This is a genomic window from Streptomyces sp. NPDC037421 (assembly GCF_055602105.1).
In genome coordinates this window covers 25860-45060 of sequence record NZ_JBVJWV010000016.1, presented here as the reverse complement: position 1 = coordinate 45060, position 19201 = coordinate 25860, and the positions used below count along the sequence as shown (strand labels likewise).

Genomic DNA, 19201 nt, shown 5'->3' with positions numbered 1-19201 from the left:
TGGCCACGGACCTCATGACAGGAGCGATGCGGTCGCCCGCCAACCAGGTGCTGTTCGCGGCCAGAACTGCGAGGGGCTGGTTCTCGCAAGAGCGGGCAGCCCAGGAGATCAGCGAGGCCGGCGCCCAGGCACTGGGTCGGCGTGGATACACCATTAGGGTCCGCACCTATCGGGCCTGGGAGTCGAAGAGCCCGCCGTGGCCGCGCTCGGACCAGGCGACGGCGCTGCGCGCCGCATTCGGTGTGGGCCCGGAAGCACTCGGCTTCGCCGCGGCATCGGGGCTGGTGCCTGACAGCCCTGCGGGCGGTCAGGGGACGATCCCGCCCGTGGCACGCCGAACAGCACTCAGCGCGGGCGCGGCCGCCATAGGCCTGCCCTGGCTCCCCCCGTCATCCACCGCCGTCGCCACCCCGCACCGCGTCAGCCGTGCGAGGCCGATTTCCTTCAGGCGACAACCGCCGACCTCGACGTCATCGACCAGCAGGGCCAGGCCCGCGTGTATTCCTCCGAGGCCCTCAACACCGCCATGCTCGCGGGCAACGATGAACTTGCCACGAGGACCCTGTCGAACATGGCCCGTCAGTCAGTCGACTTGGATAAACCACGCGAGGCAGTCCGCTTCGCCCGTAACGCGGAGAGTTACGCAGCCAAATGGGCTGCCCCTCCCCGAGTGACGGCACTCCTCGCTGTCCGTGTCGCTCAGGGCTACGCCCGACTCGGGGACGAGGTCGCGTACCCGACGCCAGCTCGTGTTGGTCCGGGAGGGCCTACGCCCGCACCAAGGTACGCAACAGGCCGGGGAGACCATGGACCTGCTCACCACCCATGTCGCATGAACGGAGTTCCCATGCCTGCGCGGATGCTTCCCGAGATCACCTTTGCCCGCCACGCCCCCGACCAGGCCCGCTCCAGCACCGATCGGCTGCTGGCCGTCTACGCCGAGGTCTACGACGCCCCTCCCTACGCAGGCGACCCGTTCTTCTCGGTGGAGACCTATGACTCGCGCCTCCAGGCCGCTTACGGCATGGAGGGCTTCGAGGTGGTCACGGCGCACCTGCCGGACGGCACCATGGCCGGATACGTCCACGGCGTGACCCTGACCACGGACCGTGCCTGGTGGGATTGCCTCCTGCGGGAGGGGAAGGTCCCGGCGGACGCCGAGAAGGCCGCCGAAGCGGGTGACGTGTTCTGGCTGAGGGAGCTCATGGTCCTTCCCGCTCACGCCGGCAAGGGCATCGGCCGCGCCCTGCACGACGCGCTGGTCCGTGGCCGCCGGGAGCGCTGGACCACCCTGACCTGCATCATCGACAACGAGCCCGCCCGCTCCGCCTACCCCCGCTGGGGCTACGAAGTGATCGGCCGCATCAAGCACGCCCCCGAGTCCCCGGTCTACGACGCCATGGTCCTCGCTCCTGCGAGCAGCGAACCATCCAGGGAGAGCAATGCCCAGGCGTGACCATGAAGACGATCCCGGCGCCCCGCCGGCGAACAGCCTCGTGCCTGCCGCCTCCGCCGCTGTGGTGGACGAGGACGGCCGAGTCCTGCTTCAGCGCCGGACCGACAACGGGATGTGGGGAGTTCTCCATCTGCCTCCTGGTCCGCCCCACCGGCGGCACCCTCCGCACGTCGGACACTGGCGCGCGGGGCGCGGTCCAGTCGTCCGATGAGGGTGCCGAGAGGGGCCACGCCGCCTCAGTTCAGACAGCCGGGCACCGGCGGGGCGCTGGGGGTGCAGTTGGTGGTGAGGTTGTTCTCCACCGGAGTGGCGACGAGGGTCACGGTGCCGCCGGAGTTGAAGATGCCGCCGGGGGCGTTCCTCGCGTAGTTGTAAGTGACCGAGCTGTTCCTGATGGTGGCGGTGGCGGGGTCGGTGCCGCCGGGGGTGACGAAGTTGGCGATGCCGCCGCCCTGCCCGTTGTCGCCCACATGCCTGTTGGCGAAGACGGTGACCCTGTCCAGGGTCATCACGCTGTCCCGGTTCAGGATGCCGCCGCCGTGACCGTTGTCGCTGGCCGTGGTGTTGCCGCGCACGAGGGTGTCCGCGATGGTCGACGTCGCCCTGAAGAGGTGGAGGCCCCCGCCGTCGTCGCCGGCGGTGTTCTCGGTCACCGTGCTGGACGTGATGGTCACCGTGCCGCGCCCGTCGATGCCCCCGCCGCTGTCCCGGGCGGTGTTCCCGGTCACGGTGGTGTTCGAGAGGGTCGTGGTGCCGAGGGAGAACAGCCCGCCGCCGTTGTTGGCAGTGGAGACGTTGAAGCTGAGGGTGCTGTTGCGGAGGGTGAGTGTGCCGGAGCTGACGATGCCTCCGCCCGCTCCTGCCTGGGTGGTCGCGTTCCTGGTGACTTGTACCGAGTTGAGGGTGAGCCGTCCGCCGTCATTGGCGATTCCCCCGCCGCCCTCCCCGCCCGAGGCGTCCAGGCCGTCGCGGATCGTCAGGTTGTTGAGGGTGAGGTTCCCCCCGGATCCTTCGGCCTTCAGGATGCGGAAGCTCGCTGCCGAGACGCGTCTGATGGTGCTGCCGTTGCCGAGGACGTTGATCTCGCTGGTGACGATCGGCAGGCCGTTCTCGGGGTCGCCCGGGTCGCCTGCGGTCAGTGTGTAGGTGCACCCGGGCGAGAGGATGAGGACGGCAGGACCAGGGGTCGTGTTCGCCGTGGTGATGGCGTTCCTGAGGGCCGTCGGACTGCAGGTGACGAACTGCTGCGCGTGGGCGGGGACCGGTACGGCGACGACGGCTGCGCAGGCCATGGCCGCGGTGATGCCCGCAAAAGCTCCAAATTTCGGCATATACGGAAAATAAGCAAAACGGAAGAGTCGTCCCGGAGGTCCTCGGTCAACGCGCCGTACAGGTGCCCCGTGCGGAGCAGCCGGTCCCGGACGGGCTCCTGGTCCTCACGTGGTGTGGGTATCAGCCACGGACGGTCGTCGGACGCCGAGACGGAAGGAGCGCGTAGCGATCGGCTGCGCCTGGGTGCGCCGCAGGGCGGTCTGGTCGTCCTTTCGTGCGGGTAGAGCCGCCGCCCGGTCCCGAAGGAGGTAGAAGAGGCCCGGATCCGGGACGTGGCCCTCATTTCACCCGTTGCCGACACCGTTCAGGCGATGCGACTAAGGGCGTCTGGTCAGAATGCAGTGGGGATCGTCGTTGTCTTCGTCGCCCACTCGGGTCCAGAGCATCAGCGTCTGTCCTTGCCGCCAAACGGCAAGGGAATCTCTGACTTCATCCCCCTCGGGGCCTTTTTCGTCGAACGTCCGCGAGATGCCGGCCCCTGTCCTGCTGGTCCAGGTACCCGATCCCGACCGGGGTCCGTCCCAGTTCCAGTCCGAGGCGCCCATCCAGTCGCCGCACACCTGGTTGGCGATGAACGTTCCATCCGACTTCAGCGTCAGGGTGCCGCCGTAGGCGTCGGTCCACGTGGTCGCGAGCTCGGCCGGCTGCAGCGCGACGGATTCGCCCTGGGGCGGCGGCCGGTTCCAGATCCTGCCGCAGGCCGTGAGCGCGAGAGCCACGGCAAGGAGAACAAGCACGGACCGGCAGGAACGCAACACACTCCACCCCCAGCGTTTCTGCAGGTCGCGTACGCGACCGGGGAGATCAAGGACGTATGCCGCAGCCTGGCACAGTCTTTGAACACGTTCAAGTCCGAGTGGTCGCCGACGGCCGGCAGGCGCCGAGAAGACAGGAGCGCGTAGCGATCCGACGCGCCCATCCGTTTCCCGCGCTGCTCTGTTCGTCCTCTGGTGCGGGTATCAGCCCCGGACGGTCGCCGGACGCCGAGAGGACAGGAGCGCGTAGCGATCTGGTGCGCCTGGGGGCTCCGCAGGTCGCTCTGATCAACCTCTCGTGCGCATTGCCGCCCCCGCCCCGGAACCTCGGCTCTTGAGGGCCCGGATGCCCGGCCTGCCGACGCCCGGCCCCGTCGCCTGATCACTGAGAGAACCCGCCCCTCCTCCTCTGGACCGTGCCGTTCTCTTGGGGGTTTCCCGGCAGTCTTTCGGCTTTCCGGGGCGGGCCGGTCGGTCAAGGGTCGCCGAAGGCGATCACGCAGTGACGCGACCGAAGGGAGCGCCCTTGAGGGACCGGCCCGACACGGAAGGACGATGGGACTGACGGGAAACCCCCAAAGCTGCTCTGAGACCGCCCAAGGGGATCCCCCCCGCCGCCAGGCGGCGCGGCGTACCCCCTACACCCGCGCCAGGAACCCCGCCGTCGCCGCCCGGACGTCCGCCGGCGTCCACGTCAGGCCCGGCTCCGTGACCTCCAGCTCCGTCACCGCCAGGCCCGGCGGGCCCTCCGCCGTCCACCGCCGGAAGAGCACCGTGCCCGTTTCCTCCGCCAGGCGGGCGCCCACCTCCGTGAGGCGGTCCGCCTCGTACGGGAGCCACACCTGGAACTGGTGGGTGTGCGGCACCTCCGGGTGGATCCGGGACCACGGGAGGTCCGCCTCCGCGAAGGCCTCCCGCAGTGCCGCGGCGACGACCCGGGCCTGCTCCACGTACGCCGGCAGCCGCGGCAGCTCCCGTTCCAGCCCGGCCAGGGCCGCCAGGGCCTGGGGGAACTGGCGGAAGACCTGGCCCCCGTACCGGTGGCGCCACACCCGGGTCTCCTCCACGAAGTCCCGGGGTCCGGCCAGGCAGGCCCCGCTCAGCCCGCGCAGCGACTTGTAGAAGGAGACGTACACCGAGTCCGCGAGCTGCGCGATCTCCGGCAGCGGCCTGCCGAAGTGGACGGTGGACTCCCACAGCCGGGCCCCGTCGAAGTGGACGACCGCGTCCCGCTCCCGGGCGGCGTCCACCAGCTGCTCCAGCTCCTCCCACGCGGGCAGCAGGAACCCGGCGTCGCGCAGCGGCAGCTCCAGCATCAGCGTGCCGAAGGGCTCGGGGTGCTCCCGGACCTCCTGCGGGGTGGGATGGCGCGGCTCCGTCACCGGGTGGGTGGTCCGCAGTCCGGCCAGCGCCGTCAGGGCGCCGCCCTCCCACCGTTCCGGGTGGCTCATCGGGTGCAGGGCCACGACCGGGTTGCCGGTGCGCCCCGCCCAGCAGCGCAGCGCGATCTGCTGGGCCATCGTCCCCGAGGGGAAGAACGCCGCGTCCTCGGTACCGAGCAGCTCCGCGACCCGCCGCTCCAGGTCGGCGACGACCCCGTCGCCGTAGATGTCCGCCGGGGCGTCCAGGTCGTACGGGGCGCCGGCGAGCCCGGCCAGCAGCTCCCGGACCGTCTCCTCCCGCCCGCCGTGCGTGAGGGCCCGGCGGGCCCCTTTCCAGGCCGCCACGAGCCGCTTCGTCAGCTCCGCGTCATCGCTCATGCCCCTGATCATCGCCGACGCCCCCGCCCCGCAGGGCCCCCTTTCCGCACCCGGCGGGCCTGACCGGCACCAGGCCGCCGAAAGGGCCTAGCATGGCGACGTATCGTCCGGTACCCCTCGCGGACTGGAACGGAAGGCCCTCACCGCGTGAACTCATCCCAGGAACCGCGTCCCGCCCGGCTCACCATCGGAGTCGTCGGCGCGGGCCGTGTCGGCCCCGCGCTGGCCCGTGCGCTCCAGCAGGCCGGGCACCGCCCCGTCGCCGTGTCCGGGGTCTCCGACGCCTCCCGGCGCCGGGCCGAGCGGATGCTGCCGGACGTGCCGCTGGTGTCTGCGGCGCAGGTGCTGGAGCGGGCCGAGCTGGTGCTGCTCACCGTCCCCGACGACGCCCTGCCGGGCCTGGTGGAGGGCCTCGCGGAGACCGGCGCCGTGCGTCCCGGGCAGCTCCTCGTGCACACCTCGGGGCGTTACGGGGCCGCAGTGCTGGACCCCGCGCGGCGCGCGGGCGCGCTCCCGCTGGCGCTGCACCCCGCGATGACCTTCACCGGTACCGAGGTGGACGTGCAGCGCCTGGCCGGGTGCTCCTTCGGCGTGACCGCCCCCGAGGAGCTGCGGCTGGCGGCGGAGGCCCTGGTCATCGAGATGGGCGGGGAGCCCGAGTGGATCGCGGAGGAGAGCCGTCCGCTCTACCACGCGGCCCTCGCCCTGGGCGCCAACCACCTGGTCACCCTGGTCGCCCAGGCCATGGAGCTGCTGCGCACCGCGGGCGTCGAGCACCCGGACCGGATGCTCGGCCCGCTGCTCGGCGCGGCCCTGGACAACGCCCTGCGCTCCGGCGACGCCGCCCTCACCGGGCCCGTCGCCCGCGGTGACGCGGGCACCGTCGCCGCGCACGTCTCGGAGCTGCGCAGGCACGCTCCGGCCACCGTCGCCGGGTACCTCGCGATGGCCCGCACGACCGCGGACCGCGCGCTCGCGCACGGCCTGCTCAAGCCCGAACTGGCCGAGGACCTGCTCGGCGTGCTCGCGGACCCCGCCGACCCGAAGGATTCCGAGCGATGACCGGCCCGCTCCAGCTGCTGAACACCGCCGAAGAGCTCCACAAGCTCCCGCGCACCGGCCGCCGGGCCGTCGTGATGACGATGGGCGCCCTGCACGAGGGCCACGCCACGCTCATCCGCACGGCGCGCGAGGAGGTGGGACCGGACGGCCAGGTGGTGGTGACCGTCTTCGTCAACCCCCTCCAGTTCGGGGCGAACGAGGACCTCGACCGCTACCCGCGCACACTCGACGCCGACCTGCTGATCTCCGAAGGGGCGGGCGCCGACGCGGTGTTCGCGCCCTCCGCCGACGAGGTCTACCCGGGCGGCGACCCCCAGGTGCGGATCACCGCCGGACCGATGGGGGAGCGGCTCGAAGGCGCCACCCGCCCCGGCCACTTCGACGGCATGCTGACCGTCGTCGCCAAGCTGCTCCACCTCACCCGCCCCGACCTGGCCCTCTTCGGCCAGAAGGACGCCCAGCAACTTGCCCTGATCCGGCGCATGGTGACCGACCTGAACTTCCCGGTCGAGGTGGCCGGCGTACCCACGGTCCGGGAGGACGACGGGCTCGCCCTGTCCTCCCGCAACCGCTACCTCGGCCCGGTCGAGCGCCGTACCGCCCTGGCCCTGTCCCGCGCCCTGTTCGCGGGCCGCGACCGGCTCGCCGCGCAGGCCGCGCTGTGCGCCCGCGCGGAGGCGGCGCCCGCCAGCGACGAGCGCGCCACCGCCCTGGCCCGGCTCGGCGAGATCCGTGCCTCCGCCGACGCGCACGCCGTGTCGGCGGCGGCCGGCGGCGGCACCGGGCTGCCGGACGCCGTACGGGCCGCAGCCCGGCACGTGCTGGAGGAGGCGGGCCGGCACGAGCCGCCGCTGGTCCTGGACTACCTGGCCCTGGTGGACCCGGAGGACTTCACCGACGTCGGCCCCGACTTCACCGGACAGGCCGTGCTGGCCGTCGCGGCGAAGGTCGGCACGACCCGGCTGATCGACAACATCCCATTGGAGTTCGGAGCACACGCGTGAGCACCACAGGCAACCCAGGCACCGCCGGTACCGGCATACGGCTGCACGCCCCCGCCCCCGGCTGGGCCGTCGACGCGGACGTCGTGGTCGTCGGTTCGGGCGTCGCGGGCCTGACGGCGGCGCTGCGCTGCGCCGCCGCGGGCCGCCGTACGGTCGTGGTCACCAAGGCGCGGCTCGACGACGGCTCCACCCGCTGGGCGCAGGGCGGCATCGCGGCCGCCCTCGGCGAGGGCGACACCCCCGAGCAGCACCTGGACGACACGCTGGTCGCGGGCGCGGGCCTGTGCGACGAGGCGGCCGTACGGCTGCTGGTCACCGAGGGTCCCGACGCGGTGCGCCGGCTCATCGCCGCGGGCGCGGTGTTCGACACCTCCTCCGAGACCGGCGAGATAGAGCTGACCCGCGAGGGCGGCCACCACCGCCGCCGCATCGCGCACGCGGGCGGCGACGCGACCGGCGCGGAGATCTCCCGCGCCCTGGTCGAGGCCGTGCACGCGGCGGGCATCCGCACCGTCGAGAACGCGCTCGTCCTGGACCTGCTCCAGGACGCGGAGGGCCGCACGGCCGGCGTCACCCTGCACGTGATGGGCGAGGGCCAGCACGACGGCGTCGGCGCCGTCCACGCGCCCGCCGTGATCCTGGCGACCGGCGGCATGGGCCAGGTGTTCTCCGCGACGACCAACCCGGCCGTCTCCACGGGAGACGGGGTGGCCCTGGCGCTGCGCGCCGGCGCAGAGGTCTCGGACCTGGAGTTCGTCCAGTTCCACCCGACCGTGCTCTTCCTCGGCCCGGACGCCGAGGGCCAGCAGCCGCTGGTGTCGGAGGCGGTGCGCGGCGAGGGCGCGTACCTGGTCGACGCGGACGGGGTCCGCTTCATGGTGGGCCAGCACGAGCTCGCCGAGCTGGCGCCGCGGGACATCGTCGCCAAGGGCATCATGCGCCGCATGCAGGAGCAGGGCGCCCGGCACATGTACCTGGACGCGCGGCACTTCGGCGCCGAGATGTGGGAGAACCGGTTCCCCACGATCCTGGCGGCCTGCCGGGCCCACGGCATCGACCCGGTGACCGAGCCGATCCCGGTCGCCCCGGCCGCGCACTACGCCTCGGGCGGCGTACGCACCGACCTGCAGGGCCGTACCACCGTGCCCGGCCTGTACGCGTGCGGCGAGGTGGCCTGCACCGGCGTGCACGGCGCGAACCGGCTGGCCTCCAACTCCCTGCTGGAGGGCCTGGTCTTCGCCGAGCGGATCGCCGAGGACATCGCCGCCAACCCGCCCGTGGGCAGCGGCCCGGGCATACCGGTGCCCGCCACCGGTCCGCTCCAGCCGGCCGAGGCCCGGTACGAGGTCCAGCGCATCATGACGGACGGCGCGGGCGTGCTCCGCTCCGCCGGTTCCCTCGCGGCGGCCGCCGAGGCGCTGGAGACCCTGTACGCGACGGCCCTGGGCGAGCTGGAGAGCCGGGGCAAGACCGCCGTGCCGGGCGTGGAGACCTGGGAGGCGACCAACCTGCTGTGCGTGGCCCGCGTCCTGGTGGCCGCCGCCCAGCGGCGCGCCGAGACCCGCGGCTGCCACTGGCGCGAGGACCACCCCGACCGGGACGACGCCGACTGGCGCCGCCACCTCGTGGTGCGGCTCTCGCGCACCGAGCGGCGGGCGCTGGTCGTCACCCCCACCGACTCCGCGGACTTCCCGTCCGTACACCACCCCCTCAGCCTGGAGAAGTGACCGTGAGCACCCCCGAACTCCCCCTGATCGAGCAGAACGAAGGCGGCTGCGGCGACGACTGCGGCTGCGGCGACGGCGAGGAGAGCGGCCTCGACCCGGCGCTCGCCCAGCTGCTGGTTGACGCGGGCCTGGACCCGATCGAGGTCGAGGACATCGCGCACATGGCGCTGTCCGAGGACCTGGACGGCGGGGTCGACGTCACCACCGTGGCGACCGTTCCCGAAGAGGCCGAGGCCATCGCCGACTTCGTGGCCCGCGAGGCCGGCGTCGTGGCGGGCCTGCGCATCGCCGAGGCCGTGTTCTCCGTCGTCTGCACGGAGGCCTTCGAGGTCGAGCGGCACGCCGAGGACGGCGACAAGGTCGAGGCCGGCCAGCTGCTGCTGTCGGTGCGCTCCCGCACCCGCGACCTGCTGACCGCCGAGCGCAGCGCCCTGAACATCCTGTGCCGCCTGTCCGGCATCGCGACGGCCACCCGCCGCTGGGCGGACGTCCTGGAGGGCACCCAGGCCCGGGTCCGCGACACCCGCAAGACCACCCCGGGCCTGCGTTCGCTGGAGAAGTACGCGGTCCGCTGCGGCGGCGGCGTCAACCACCGCATGTCCCTGTCGGACGCGGCGCTGGTCAAGGACAACCACGTGGTGGCGGCGGGCGGTGTCGCGCAGGCCTTCAAGGCCGTCCGCGAGGCCTTCCCGGACGTGCCGGTGGAGGTCGAGGTCGACACGATGCACCAGGTCCGCGAGGTCGTGGACGCGGGCGCCGACCTGATCCTGCTGGACAACTTCACCGTCCCGGAGACGGAGGAGGCCGTGACCATCGTCGCGGGCCGCGCGGTCCTGGAGTCCTCGGGCCGGCTGTCCCTGGAGACGGCCCGCGCCTACGCGGAGACCGGCGTGGACTACCTGGCGGTCGGCGCGCTGACGCACTCCTCGCCGATCCTGGACATCGGCCTCGACCTGCGCGAGGCGGAGTAACCGATGCTGCTCACCATCGACGTGGGCAACACCCACACGGTCCTGGGCCTGTTCGACGGCGAGGAGATCGTCGAGCACTGGCGGGTCTCGACCGACCCGCGCCGCACGGCGGACGAGCTCGCCGTCCTGCTCCAGGGCCTGATGGGGATGCACCCGATGCTCGGCAGCGAGCTGGGTGACGGGATCCACGGCATCGCGATCTGCGCGACGGTGCCGTCGGTCCTGCACGAGCTGCGCGAGGTCACCCGCCGCTACTACGGCGACGTGCCGGCGGTGGTGGTGGAGCCCGGCGTCAAGACGGGCGTGCCGATCCTGATGGACAACCCGAAGGAGGTCGGCGCGGACCGCATCGTCAACGCGGCCGCGGCCGTGGAGCTGTACGGGGGCCCGGCGATCGTCGTCGACCTCGGTACGGCGACCACCTTCGACGCGGTCTCCACGCGGGGCGAGTACGTGGGCGGGGTGATCTCCCCGGGCATCGAGATCTCGATGGAGGCGCTCGGGATGCGCGGCGCCCTGCTGCGCAAGATCGAGCTGGCCCGGCCGCGCAACGTGATCGGCAAGTCCACGGTCGAGGCGATGCAGTCGGGCGTGGTCTACGGGTTCGCGGGCCAGGTCGACGGGATCGTGCACCGCATGGCCAAGGACCTGGTGGGCCCGGACGGCGACCCGGACGACGTCCGCGTCATCGCCACCGGCGGGCTGGCCCCGATCATCCTCGGGGAGACCACGGTGATCGACGAGCACGAGCCGTGGCTGACGCTGATCGGGCTGCGGCTCGTGTACGAGCGCAACGCGCCCAACTTCGAGTGACACGGCCGCCGGTGGGGTCCCGCGCACGCGGGGCCCCACCGTGCGGTAGCGGACCGTCATGCGGAATCCTCAGCTTGAACCTGATCGGTTAGCTTGTCGGCGTCGGACGCACACCCTCGCGAAGCGGCACAGCCGAGACGGCACAGGACGGCCCAAATGCCCCGTAAATCACCGTACTTGCAGGTGGTCGCATCACTCCGGACCCGCATCGAGGCGGGTGAGTGGGCGATCGGCGACAGACTCCCCTCGCGCGCCCGGTTCGCGGAGGAGTACTCCGTCGGGCAGGGCGTCACCCAGCGGGCCATGGAGCAGCTGATCATCGAGGGCTTCCTCGAAGGCCGCGCCGGCTCCGGCACCTACGTGCGCACCCCGCGCCGGCGCATGCGGATGCTCCGCACCCGCCGCCGCGTCCCCGGCTCCGGCAACACCTTCCGCTCCGAGGCCGCGGCGCACGGCATCGCCGCGTCCTGGGACTCCAAGACCCTCCCGCAGGTCCCGGCGCCCGAGCGGATCGCCGCCCGGCTGGCCATCGAGCCCGGCTCGCCCTGCGTGATGACCCGCTACGAGTTCATGGCCGACGGCAGCCCCGCCGAACTCTCCGAGTCCTGGGAGCCCCTGGCCATCACCTCCGGAACCCCGATCGTGCTCCCGGAAGTGGGCGAGCTGCGCGGCGCCGGGGTCGTGGCGCGAATGCGCTCCATCGGCATCACCGTCACCTCCGTGGTGGAGGTGCCCCGCCCCGCCCGGGCCAACCAGAACCAGGCCAACCTCCTCGGGATCAGCCTCGGCGCCATGATCACCGAGGTCGAGCGCACCTACCTCGACTCCGACGGCCGCCCCGTGGAGACCGCCGACCTGGTCATCCCCGACTCCCGCTACGAGATCGCGTACGCCTTCCCGGTGGAGTGACCAAGGGCGCGTATTGTGAACGGCCGTACTTTCCGACGGCCGGGTTTTTTTACCGGAACCGGCCGGAGTGTGCCTCTCGTGGAGATAGCGTCACGCTCGAGAAGCACCGCGACCTCGTCCACTGCGGAGGAGACACCATGACCGCGAACGCCCGACCCGACTGGCGCAAGTCGTCCTACTGCGGCGACGGCGACGCCTGCGTCTACGTGGCCGCCGCGCCCGGCACCCTGGTGCGCGTGGCCGACCGGGCCGACCCGGCGCACCTGGTGATGGCGACCACCCACGCCGCCTGGGCGGAATTCGTGAAGGCCGTCAAAGAGACCGGCTGAACCGCCCGGAGGGGGCGGCGTGGATTTCCGCCGCGCCGCAATCCCGCACCCTCAGGGGATTTTGTCCGATTAGCGCGTATCTTCGCCCCATGCCCACGCCCTACGGATCCCGCGGCGGCATGGCGTTCAGCGCCGCCGAGCTGCACGTGCTCAGGCGTTCCCTCGCCCACGCCCTCCAGTCCTCCACGGCCCCCCTGACCGCTTCCGAGGTCCAGGACTGCCTGCACCTCGCGGCGTCGGTGGACGACGCCGTCCTGGAGGCGGGCCGGCTCAGAGCCTTCCTGCTCGACGACCTCGCCCGCTACAGGGCCGCCCTCCCCGGGAGCCTGTCCGGCTATCTGGAGCTCCTCCAGGACGCCCTGGCCGCCGGGTACGAGCCCCGGCCCGACGACCTGGCCGCCCTGCGCGCCCTGCGGGCCAACCCGGTCGCGGGCGCCGTTCTGGAGCGGGCCCAGGCCGTCGCCGAGCGCTCCGTACGCCGCAGGCTCGCCACCGGGACCGCGCCCGCGGCCGCCCCGGCGCCGCGCACCCGGCTGCTGGCCCTGGCCGGCGGCAAGGAGCAGCCGGCCCCGCAGCCGACCCCGCCGTCGAAGCCCGCCCCGCAGCCGACCCCGCCGGCCCGCCCGGTGCCCACGCCGGGCGAGGTCTTCCCGCCGCGCCGCAAGCCGAGCCCGCCCCCGGCGGCCGGGCGCGCGGCGGTATAGCTACGCTGGGGGGCATGGACTACGTCTCCGCGCTCGTGCCCCCCTTCGTCATGGCCGCGTTCTTCATCGCACTCGTAGTGACGATCGTGAAGACCCAGGGCGGGGCCAACAAGGCCAAGGAAGACGCGGCCGTCGAAGCCGCGATCGCCCGCGCCGAGGCCGGCCAGCAGTCGCAGAAGTGAAGTAACCCCGGCCGGGGTTTTCCACCGCGCGTTGCGGCGAATAGTCGGGCAATTCGCCGCAATCGGCACTATTGTGCTGCTGTGCCTCGCCCCTTGGGAGAACTCGAAGACGCAGTGATGACGCGGGTGTGGCAGTGGAACCGCCCGGTCACCGTTCGGGAAGTCCTGGAAGACCTCCAGCAGGAACGGTCCATCGCGTACACCACGGTCATGACCGTTATGGACAATCTCCATCAGAAGGGCTGGGTCCGCCGGGAAGCCGAAGGCCGCGCCTATCGATATACGGCGGTCTCCACCCGCGCCGCCTACTCGGCCGCACTGATGAACGAGGCCTGGTCGACCAGCGACAACCCGGCGGCCGCTCTCGTCGCCTTCTTCGGCATGATGTCCCAGGAACAGCGCGAAGCCCTCCGCGACGCCGTACGCATCGTCCAGCACGACGAACCCGAACCCGGACCCGAGCCCGGCCCCGGACCCGAGAGCGGACCGGCCGGCGAGGACCCGTCGGGGCCCGCGCCGGAAGGGGACTCCGGCGCGCACGGGGGCGACCCGGGGCGATAGCGTCCGGGTATGGGAGAGCTTTCCACCACAGACGACGCGAAAACAGTGACGATCCGCCGCGCGCGCACCAGTGATGTTCCGGCGCTGCGCCGCCTGCTCGACCAGTACGTGCAGCAGCGGATCCTCCTCGACAAAGCCCCCGTGGTCCTTTACGAGGACATCCAGGAGTTCTGGGTCGCGGAACGCGACTCCGACGGGCAGGTGGTGGGCTGCGGGGCCCTCCACGTCATGTGGGAAGACCTCGCCGAAGTGCGCACGCTCGCCGTCGACCGCGACTTGAAGGGCGCCGGTGTCGGGCACCGGGTGCTCGCCAAGTTGTTGGAGACAGCCCGCCGCGTCGGGGTGAGCCGGGTATTCTGCCTGACCTTCGAAGTGGACTTCTTCGCGAAGCACGGCTTCGTCGAGATCGGCGAGACCCCGGTGGAGACCGATGTCTACATGGAGCTCCTGCGTTCCTATGACGAGGGAGTCGCCGAGTTCCTCGGTCTCGAACGAGTGAAGCCGAACACCTTGGGCAACAGTCGGATGCTGCTGCACCTCTGATCGATCGCAGCGGCTATTACGGGCCCCCGTCCGCCCGTGGCCTATGTCCGAATCGCGCACGTTTCCCGCCTTGTTGAGCCCCTGAACCTCTCGACGGGGGTTTGTGTTTTCCAGGCAAAAGCGGTTTCCTTTCCGCGTACTGCATTTTCGATGAAAGGAAATCCGGTGGCACAGAAGGTTCAGGTCCTTCTTGTCGACGACCTCGACGGTGGCACGGCGGACGAGACCGTGACGTTCGCTCTGGATGGCAAGACCTACGAGATCGACCTCACCACCGCCAACGCTGAAAAGCTCCGCGGTGCGCTGGAGGACTTCGTGAAGGCGGGCCGCCGCACCGGCGGGCGTGCTTCCACCGGCCGCGCCAAGGGCCGCGCCGCCGCCCCGGGCAGCCCGGACACCGCCGAGATCCGCGCGTGGGCCAAGGCCCAGGGCCTCAGCGTCAACGACCGCGGCCGGGTGCCCGCCGAGATCCGCGAGGCCTACGAGAACGCCAAGGGCTGAGGCGTACGCCGCCCCAGGCGGGCGCGGTGGCATTCCGTCGCCGCCGCGGCCACCAGGCGTACGAGATCGGGCCCGGCCGGCTCCGCACAGAGCCCGGGCCCGGCCCCGGCGCCCTGCCCCGGACCGGGCAGGGCGGGCAGCGATGCCTCGCATCCCAGCTCGGGGGGCCGCAGCCACACGGCGGCCCCCCGAGGGCTTTCTCCCGGTGCCCGTCCCGGCGGCACGGGGGCGGTGATCCTGCCCCCCGCGCCCAGGGCGGTCAGATCCAGCGCCACCCCGCCCCACTCCAGCCAGTCGAGCAGCCCCTCCAGCTCCTCCGCGCCGCCCGGGGCGATCAGGAAGCGCATCCTGCGCCCCGTCACGGCCACCGGACCGGTGGCGGCGAAGCCGGGCCGGCGCAACAGCGCGGCCCCGGCGTCCGAGGGGAGCTCCAGCACGTCGAACCGGATCCCGGTGACCAGCTGCGGGGGCGGCCCCCCGGCACAGGTCCAGCCGAGCACCCGCTCGTACCAGGTGCGGGTGTCGTCCTCGGACGGGACGCGGGGCGAGGGGACGCTCACGGTGCTGAGGGACATGACCGGAGCAACTCCGACGACGGCCGACGGGTTACGCGACGCGCCCGCACCAATGCGGAGTGTAAACATCGGTCGGCCGGAGTCCCACATTCGGGACACAAGCGTGTTCGCCCGTAGCGGAGGGAACCATGCGTACCGGCATGGAGTGTCAGTCCTTACGGGTAAGACATTCCTAGTGGATCGGGGCGACACGCTGATTTGAGCGTGTTCCGTTCGCCATCGGCGTACACCTGTGACGGGTATCTGCCTGGCCTGCGGGAACATCGTCTCGCACCATCGAGTTGGAGCAGTAGTCGGCTCTTACAGCCGGTTTTCCTCACCGACGTGGGGGTGAGCCGTGGACGGATGTCGGCAGTTGGAATGAGCTGTCCCGTCCCGCGGGACTAGCATGCGGAAGGACAGGGCGGGGACCGACCCCGAACTGCCCGACCGCTCTGAGGAGCGATAAACGATGTTCGAGAGGTTCACCGACCGCGCGCGGCGGGTTGTCGTCCTGGCTCAGGAAGAAGCCCGGATGCTCAACCACAACTACATCGGCACCGAGCACATCCTCCTGGGCTTGATCCATGAGGGTGAGGGTGTCGCCGCTAAGGCCCTGGAGAGCCTCGGGATTTCGCTCGAGGCTGTTCGCCAGCAGGTTGAGGAGATCATCGGTCAGGGCCAGCAGGCCCCGTCCGGCCACATCCCCTTCACCCCGCGGGCGAAGAAGGTCCTGGAGCTGTCGCTCCGAGAGGCCCTCCAGCTCGGCCACAACTACATCGGCACCGAGCACATCCTGCTCGGCCTGATCCGCGAGGGCGAGGGCGTCGCGGCCCAGGTCCTCGTGAAGCTGGGCGCCGATCTGAACAGGGTCCGGCAGCAGGTCATCCAGCTGCTCTCCGGCTACACCGGGGGCGGCAAGGAGTCGGCCACCGCAGGCGGCCCGGCCGAGGGCACCCCCTCGACCTCGCTGGTCCTCGACCAGTTCGGCCGCAACCTCACCCAGGCTGCCCGCGAATCCAAGCTCGACCCGGTCATCGGGCGCGAGAAGGAGATCGAGCGGGTCATGCAGGTCCTGTCCCGCCGGACCAAGAACAACCCGGTCCTCATCGGCGAGCCCGGCGTCGGCAAGACCGCCGTCGTCGAGGGCCTGGCGCAGGCGATCGTCAAGGGCGAGGTCCCCGAGACCCTCAAGGACAAGCACCTCTACACGCTCGACCTGGGTGCCCTGGTCGCCGGTTCCCGCTACCGCGGTGACTTCGAGGAGCGCCTGAAGAAGGTCCTCAAGGAGATCCGCACCCGCGGCGACATCATCCTGTTCATCGACGAGCTCCACACCCTCGTGGGTGCGGGTGCCGCCGAGGGCGCGATCGACGCCGCCAGCATCCTGAAGCCCATGCTGGCCCGTGGTGAGCTCCAGACCATCGGTGCCACGACGCTGGACGAGTACCGCAAGCACCTCGAGAAGGACGCGGCCCTCGAGCGCCGCTTCCAGCCGATCCAGGTGGCGGAGCCTTCCCTCCCCCACACGATCGAGATCCTCAAGGGCCTGCGCGACCGCTACGAGGCCCACCACCGCGTCTCCATCACGGACGAGGCCCTCGTCCAGGCGGCGACGCTGGCGGACCGGTACATCTCGGACCGCTTCCTGCCGGACAAGGCGATCGACCTGATCGACGAGGCCGGCTCCCGGATGCGCATCCGCCGGATGACCGCGCCGCCGGACCTCCGCGAGTTCGACGAGAAGATCGCGGGCGTCCGCCGCGACAAGGAGTCGGCCATCGACTCCCAGGACTTCGAGAAGGCGGCTTCGCTCCGTGATTCGGAGAAGCAGCTGCTCGCCGCGAAGTCCAAGCGCGAGAAGGAATGGAAGGCCGGCGACATGGACGTCGTCGCCGAGGTCGACGGCGAGCTCATCGCCGAGGTCCTTGCGACCGCGACCGGCATTCCCGTCTTCAAGCTGACCGAGGAGGAGTCCTCGCGCCTGCTGCGCATGGAGGACGAGCTCCACAAGCGCGTCATCGGCCAGAAGGACGCCATCAAGGCCCTTTCGCAGGCGATCCGCCGTACGCGGGCCGGCCTGAAGGACCCGAAGCGCCCCGGTGGCTCGTTCATCTTCGCCGGTCCGTCCGGTGTCGGTAAGACCGAGCTCTCCAAGACGCTCGCCGAATTCCTCTTCGGCGACGAGGACGCGCTGATCTCCCTCGACATGTCGGAGTTCAGCGAGAAGCACACGGTTTCCCGCCTCTTCGGTTCGCCCCCCGGCTACGTGGGCTACGAAGAGGGCGGCCAGCTGACCGAGAAGGTCCGCCGGAAGCCGTTCTCCGTCGTCCTCTTCGACGAGGTCGAGAAGGCGCACCCGGATATCTTCAATTCCCTTCTCCAGATCCTGGAGGACGGTCGCCTGACCGACTCCCAGGGCCGGGTCGTGGACTTCAAGAACACGGTCATCATCATGACGACCAACCTGGGTACGCGGGACATCTCCAAGGGCTTCAACCTGGGCTTCGCCGCCCAGGGCGACGTCAAGACCGGTTACGACCGGATGAAGGCGAAGGTCAACGAAGAGCTCAAGCAGCACTTCCGGCCCGAGTTCCTGAACCGTGTCGACGACACGGTCGTCTTCCACCAGCTCAGCCAGGAAGACATCATCCAGATCGTCGACCTGATGATCGCCAAGGTGGACGAGCGCCTCAAGGACCGCGACATGGGCATCGAGCTCAGCGGTGACGCGAAGCAGCTCCTGGCCAAGCGCGGCTACGACCCGATCATGGGTGCGCGCCCGCTGCGCCGGACCATCCAGCGCGAGATCGAGGACCTGCTGTCGGAGAAGATCCTCTTCGGCGAGCTGCGCCCCGGTCACATCGTGGTCGTCGGCGTGGAGGGTGAGGGCGAGGAAGCCAAGTTCACCTTCCGCGGCGAGGAGAAGTCGGCCCTGCCCGACCTCCCCCCGATCGAGGCCACGGGCTCAGGCCCGGACCTGTCGAAGGGCGCGTAAGCACCAGCCGCTCGCGGCAGCTGTACCAAGGGGCGGCCCCGGGACCCACAAGGTCCCGGGGCCGCCCCTTTGGGCTGGGGGGTGTGGCTCGGGGTTGCAGGCCTTGGTCTTCGGTGGGCCGGGGCAAACGCCCCGGGGGCGGTGACAAGCCGCACAGGGCAAAACGGACCTACTAGGAACTCTCGTAGGTTTTGGTGTCCTGGTTTGTCCCTGTGGAGGCCCAGTACGGGCGCCGTCAAGAGTGTGGAGATCCACCGCGCGGCTACGAGTCGGGGTAGTAAAAGGGACGTTTGGGGAAGTCCGGGGGCGCGGGTTACCAAGGTGGGGCAAGCCCGGCAGTGGCGGTTCGGTCCGCAGCGCCGGGATCTTTCTTGCCCGAACACTCCCTTGTCCCCGGCCCCGGAGGTCTCCACATGTCCGCGAAGCGCGTCAGCACCCGCCGCACCCGTATCGCCCTCGCCGCCACCGGTCTCGGTGCGCTGCTGGCTCTCGGGGCCGGGACGACCGCCGCCTTCGCAGACGAGGCCCCCAGCACCCTGTCCGCCTCCGTCGAGGTCGCCGCCGTCCAGGCCCAGGCCGAGGCGCAGGCCGAGGCGGCCGCGAAGACCGCCCTGTGGGCCAAGCCCGTCGACAGCTACACGCTGTCCGCGACCTTCGGCAAGGGCGGCAGCATGTGGACGCACAAGCACTCCGGCCAGGACTTCGCCGTCCCCACCGGCACCCCGGTCAAGGCCGCCGGCGCCGGCACCGTCGTGAAGGCCGGCCCGAACGGCGGCGGCGACGGTCCCGCGTACGGCAACGCCATCGTGATCAAGCACGCGGACAACACGTACTCCCAGTACGCGCACCTCTCGAAGATCCAGGTCAAGATCGGCCAGAAGGTCTCCGCCGCCCAGAAGATCGCGCTGTCCGGCAACACCGGCAACAGCAGCGGCCCGCACCTGCACTTCGAGATCCGCACCACCCCGAACTACGGCTCCGCCGTCAACCCGGTGGCCTTCCTGCGCAACGCCGGCGTCACCGTCTGATCATCCTGATCC

19 protein-coding genes and 1 pseudogene are annotated in these 19201 nt (G+C 71.2%); 16 read left to right on the top strand and 4 right to left on the bottom strand.

The window, feature by feature from the left end; genetic code table 11:
* Positions 1-847: 847 nt before the first annotated feature.
* Both ACZ7IF_RS22805 and ACZ7IF_RS22800 read left to right on the top strand, forming a co-directional pair.
* Entirely contained in the window at positions 848-1456 is a 609-nt protein-coding gene (locus ACZ7IF_RS22805) for a GNAT family N-acetyltransferase (RefSeq protein WP_470974096.1), read from the top strand.
* Positions 1443-1580, top strand: a pseudogene (locus ACZ7IF_RS22800) (NUDIX hydrolase); the annotation flags it as partial. The gene ACZ7IF_RS22805 and the pseudogene ACZ7IF_RS22800, both read left to right, overlap by 14 nt.
* Before the next feature lie 112 nt (positions 1581-1692).
* Here the strand turns inward: ACZ7IF_RS22800 and ACZ7IF_RS22795 are convergent.
* From ACZ7IF_RS22795 to ACZ7IF_RS22785, 3 genes are all read right to left on the bottom strand, one after another.
* The gene (locus tag ACZ7IF_RS22795; protein WP_470974093.1) at positions 1693-2748 is read right to left on the bottom strand and encodes a hypothetical protein; all 1056 of its coding nucleotides are present in this window, start codon (positions 2746-2748) and stop codon (positions 1693-1695) included.
* A gap of 357 nt (positions 2749-3105) precedes the next feature.
* On the bottom strand, positions 3106-3507 hold the full coding sequence (locus ACZ7IF_RS22790; protein WP_470974090.1) for a hypothetical protein: 402 nt from the start codon (positions 3505-3507) through the stop codon (positions 3106-3108).
* 674 nt (positions 3508-4181) lie between these two features.
* Positions 4182-5315: a threonine aldolase family protein gene (locus ACZ7IF_RS22785; RefSeq protein ID WP_470974087.1), complete on the bottom strand. Its 1134-nt coding sequence runs from the start codon at positions 5313-5315 to the stop codon at positions 4182-4184.
* A gap of 135 nt (positions 5316-5450) precedes the next feature.
* Between ACZ7IF_RS22785 and ACZ7IF_RS22780 the strand changes: the two genes are divergently transcribed.
* The 12 genes from ACZ7IF_RS22780 to ACZ7IF_RS22725 all read left to right on the top strand — a co-directional run bounded on the left by ACZ7IF_RS22780 (position 5451) and on the right by ACZ7IF_RS22725 (position 14609).
* Positions 5451-6365, top strand: coding sequence for a Rossmann-like and DUF2520 domain-containing protein (locus ACZ7IF_RS22780; protein ID WP_470974084.1), 915 nt, complete (start codon positions 5451-5453; stop codon positions 6363-6365).
* Positions 6362-7369 carry a pantoate--beta-alanine ligase gene (gene panC, locus ACZ7IF_RS22775; RefSeq protein ID WP_470974081.1) on the top strand — a complete coding sequence of 336 codons (1008 nt, stop codon included), beginning with the start codon at positions 6362-6364 and terminating at the stop codon, positions 7367-7369. Before ACZ7IF_RS22780 ends, panC begins: the two co-directional genes overlap by 4 nt.
* Positions 7366-9096, top strand: a complete 1731-nt coding sequence (locus ACZ7IF_RS22770) for an L-aspartate oxidase (protein ID WP_470974078.1) — start codon at positions 7366-7368, stop codon at positions 9094-9096. Before panC ends, ACZ7IF_RS22770 begins: the two co-directional genes overlap by 4 nt.
* A 2-nt stretch (positions 9097-9098) precedes the next feature.
* On the top strand, positions 9099-10067 hold the full coding sequence (gene nadC, locus ACZ7IF_RS22765; RefSeq protein ID WP_470974369.1) for a carboxylating nicotinate-nucleotide diphosphorylase: 969 nt from the start codon (positions 9099-9101) through the stop codon (positions 10065-10067).
* Positions 10068-10070: 3 nt separating this feature from the next.
* Positions 10071-10880, top strand: a complete 810-nt coding sequence (locus tag ACZ7IF_RS22760) for a type III pantothenate kinase (protein WP_470974075.1) — start codon at positions 10071-10073, stop codon at positions 10878-10880.
* Positions 10881-11036: 156 nt separating this feature from the next.
* Positions 11037-11789, top strand: a complete 753-nt coding sequence (locus ACZ7IF_RS22755) for a GntR family transcriptional regulator (protein WP_470974072.1) — start codon at positions 11037-11039, stop codon at positions 11787-11789.
* 137 nt (positions 11790-11926) lie between these two features.
* Entirely contained in the window at positions 11927-12118 is a 192-nt protein-coding gene (locus ACZ7IF_RS22750) for a DUF397 domain-containing protein (protein ID WP_405980117.1), read from the top strand.
* A 119-nt stretch (positions 12119-12237) separates the two neighbouring features.
* Positions 12238-12822, top strand: coding sequence for a hypothetical protein (locus ACZ7IF_RS22745; RefSeq protein WP_470974366.1), 585 nt, complete (start codon positions 12238-12240; stop codon positions 12820-12822).
* A 14-nt stretch (positions 12823-12836) separates the two neighbouring features.
* Positions 12837-13004 carry a hypothetical protein gene (locus ACZ7IF_RS22740; RefSeq protein ID WP_405980119.1) on the top strand — a complete coding sequence of 56 codons (168 nt, stop codon included), beginning with the start codon at positions 12837-12839 and terminating at the stop codon, positions 13002-13004.
* A gap of 81 nt (positions 13005-13085) precedes the next feature.
* Positions 13086-13565, top strand: coding sequence for a BlaI/MecI/CopY family transcriptional regulator (locus tag ACZ7IF_RS22735; protein ID WP_470974069.1), 480 nt, complete (start codon positions 13086-13088; stop codon positions 13563-13565).
* Positions 13566-13574: 9 nt separating this feature from the next.
* Positions 13575-14108 (top strand): amino-acid N-acetyltransferase, encoded by a 534-nt coding sequence (locus ACZ7IF_RS22730; protein ID WP_470974066.1) that lies wholly within the window; start codon positions 13575-13577, stop codon positions 14106-14108.
* Positions 14109-14273: 165 nt separating this feature from the next.
* Complete coding sequence (locus ACZ7IF_RS22725; RefSeq protein WP_470974063.1) at positions 14274-14609, top strand: histone-like nucleoid-structuring protein Lsr2; 336 nt, start codon at positions 14274-14276, stop codon at positions 14607-14609.
* On the opposite strand, the gene ACZ7IF_RS22720 is transcribed toward ACZ7IF_RS22725, so the two are convergent.
* A complete protein-coding gene (locus ACZ7IF_RS22720) occupies positions 14588-15184 on the bottom strand; it encodes an SCO3374 family protein (RefSeq protein ID WP_470974060.1) in 597 nt (198 codons plus the stop codon). The genes ACZ7IF_RS22725 and ACZ7IF_RS22720 overlap by 22 nt on opposite strands.
* Positions 15185-15635: 451 nt before the next feature.
* On the opposite strand from ACZ7IF_RS22720, the gene ACZ7IF_RS22715 reads away from it, so the two are divergent.
* Together ACZ7IF_RS22715 and ACZ7IF_RS22710 are read left to right on the top strand one after the other, a co-directional pair.
* Entirely contained in the window at positions 15636-18161 is a 2526-nt protein-coding gene (locus ACZ7IF_RS22715) for an ATP-dependent Clp protease ATP-binding subunit (RefSeq protein ID WP_470974057.1), read from the top strand.
* A gap of 413 nt (positions 18162-18574) precedes the next feature.
* Entirely contained in the window at positions 18575-19189 is a 615-nt protein-coding gene (locus tag ACZ7IF_RS22710; RefSeq protein WP_470974054.1) for a M23 family metallopeptidase, read from the top strand.
* Positions 19190-19201: the final 12 nt, after the last annotated feature.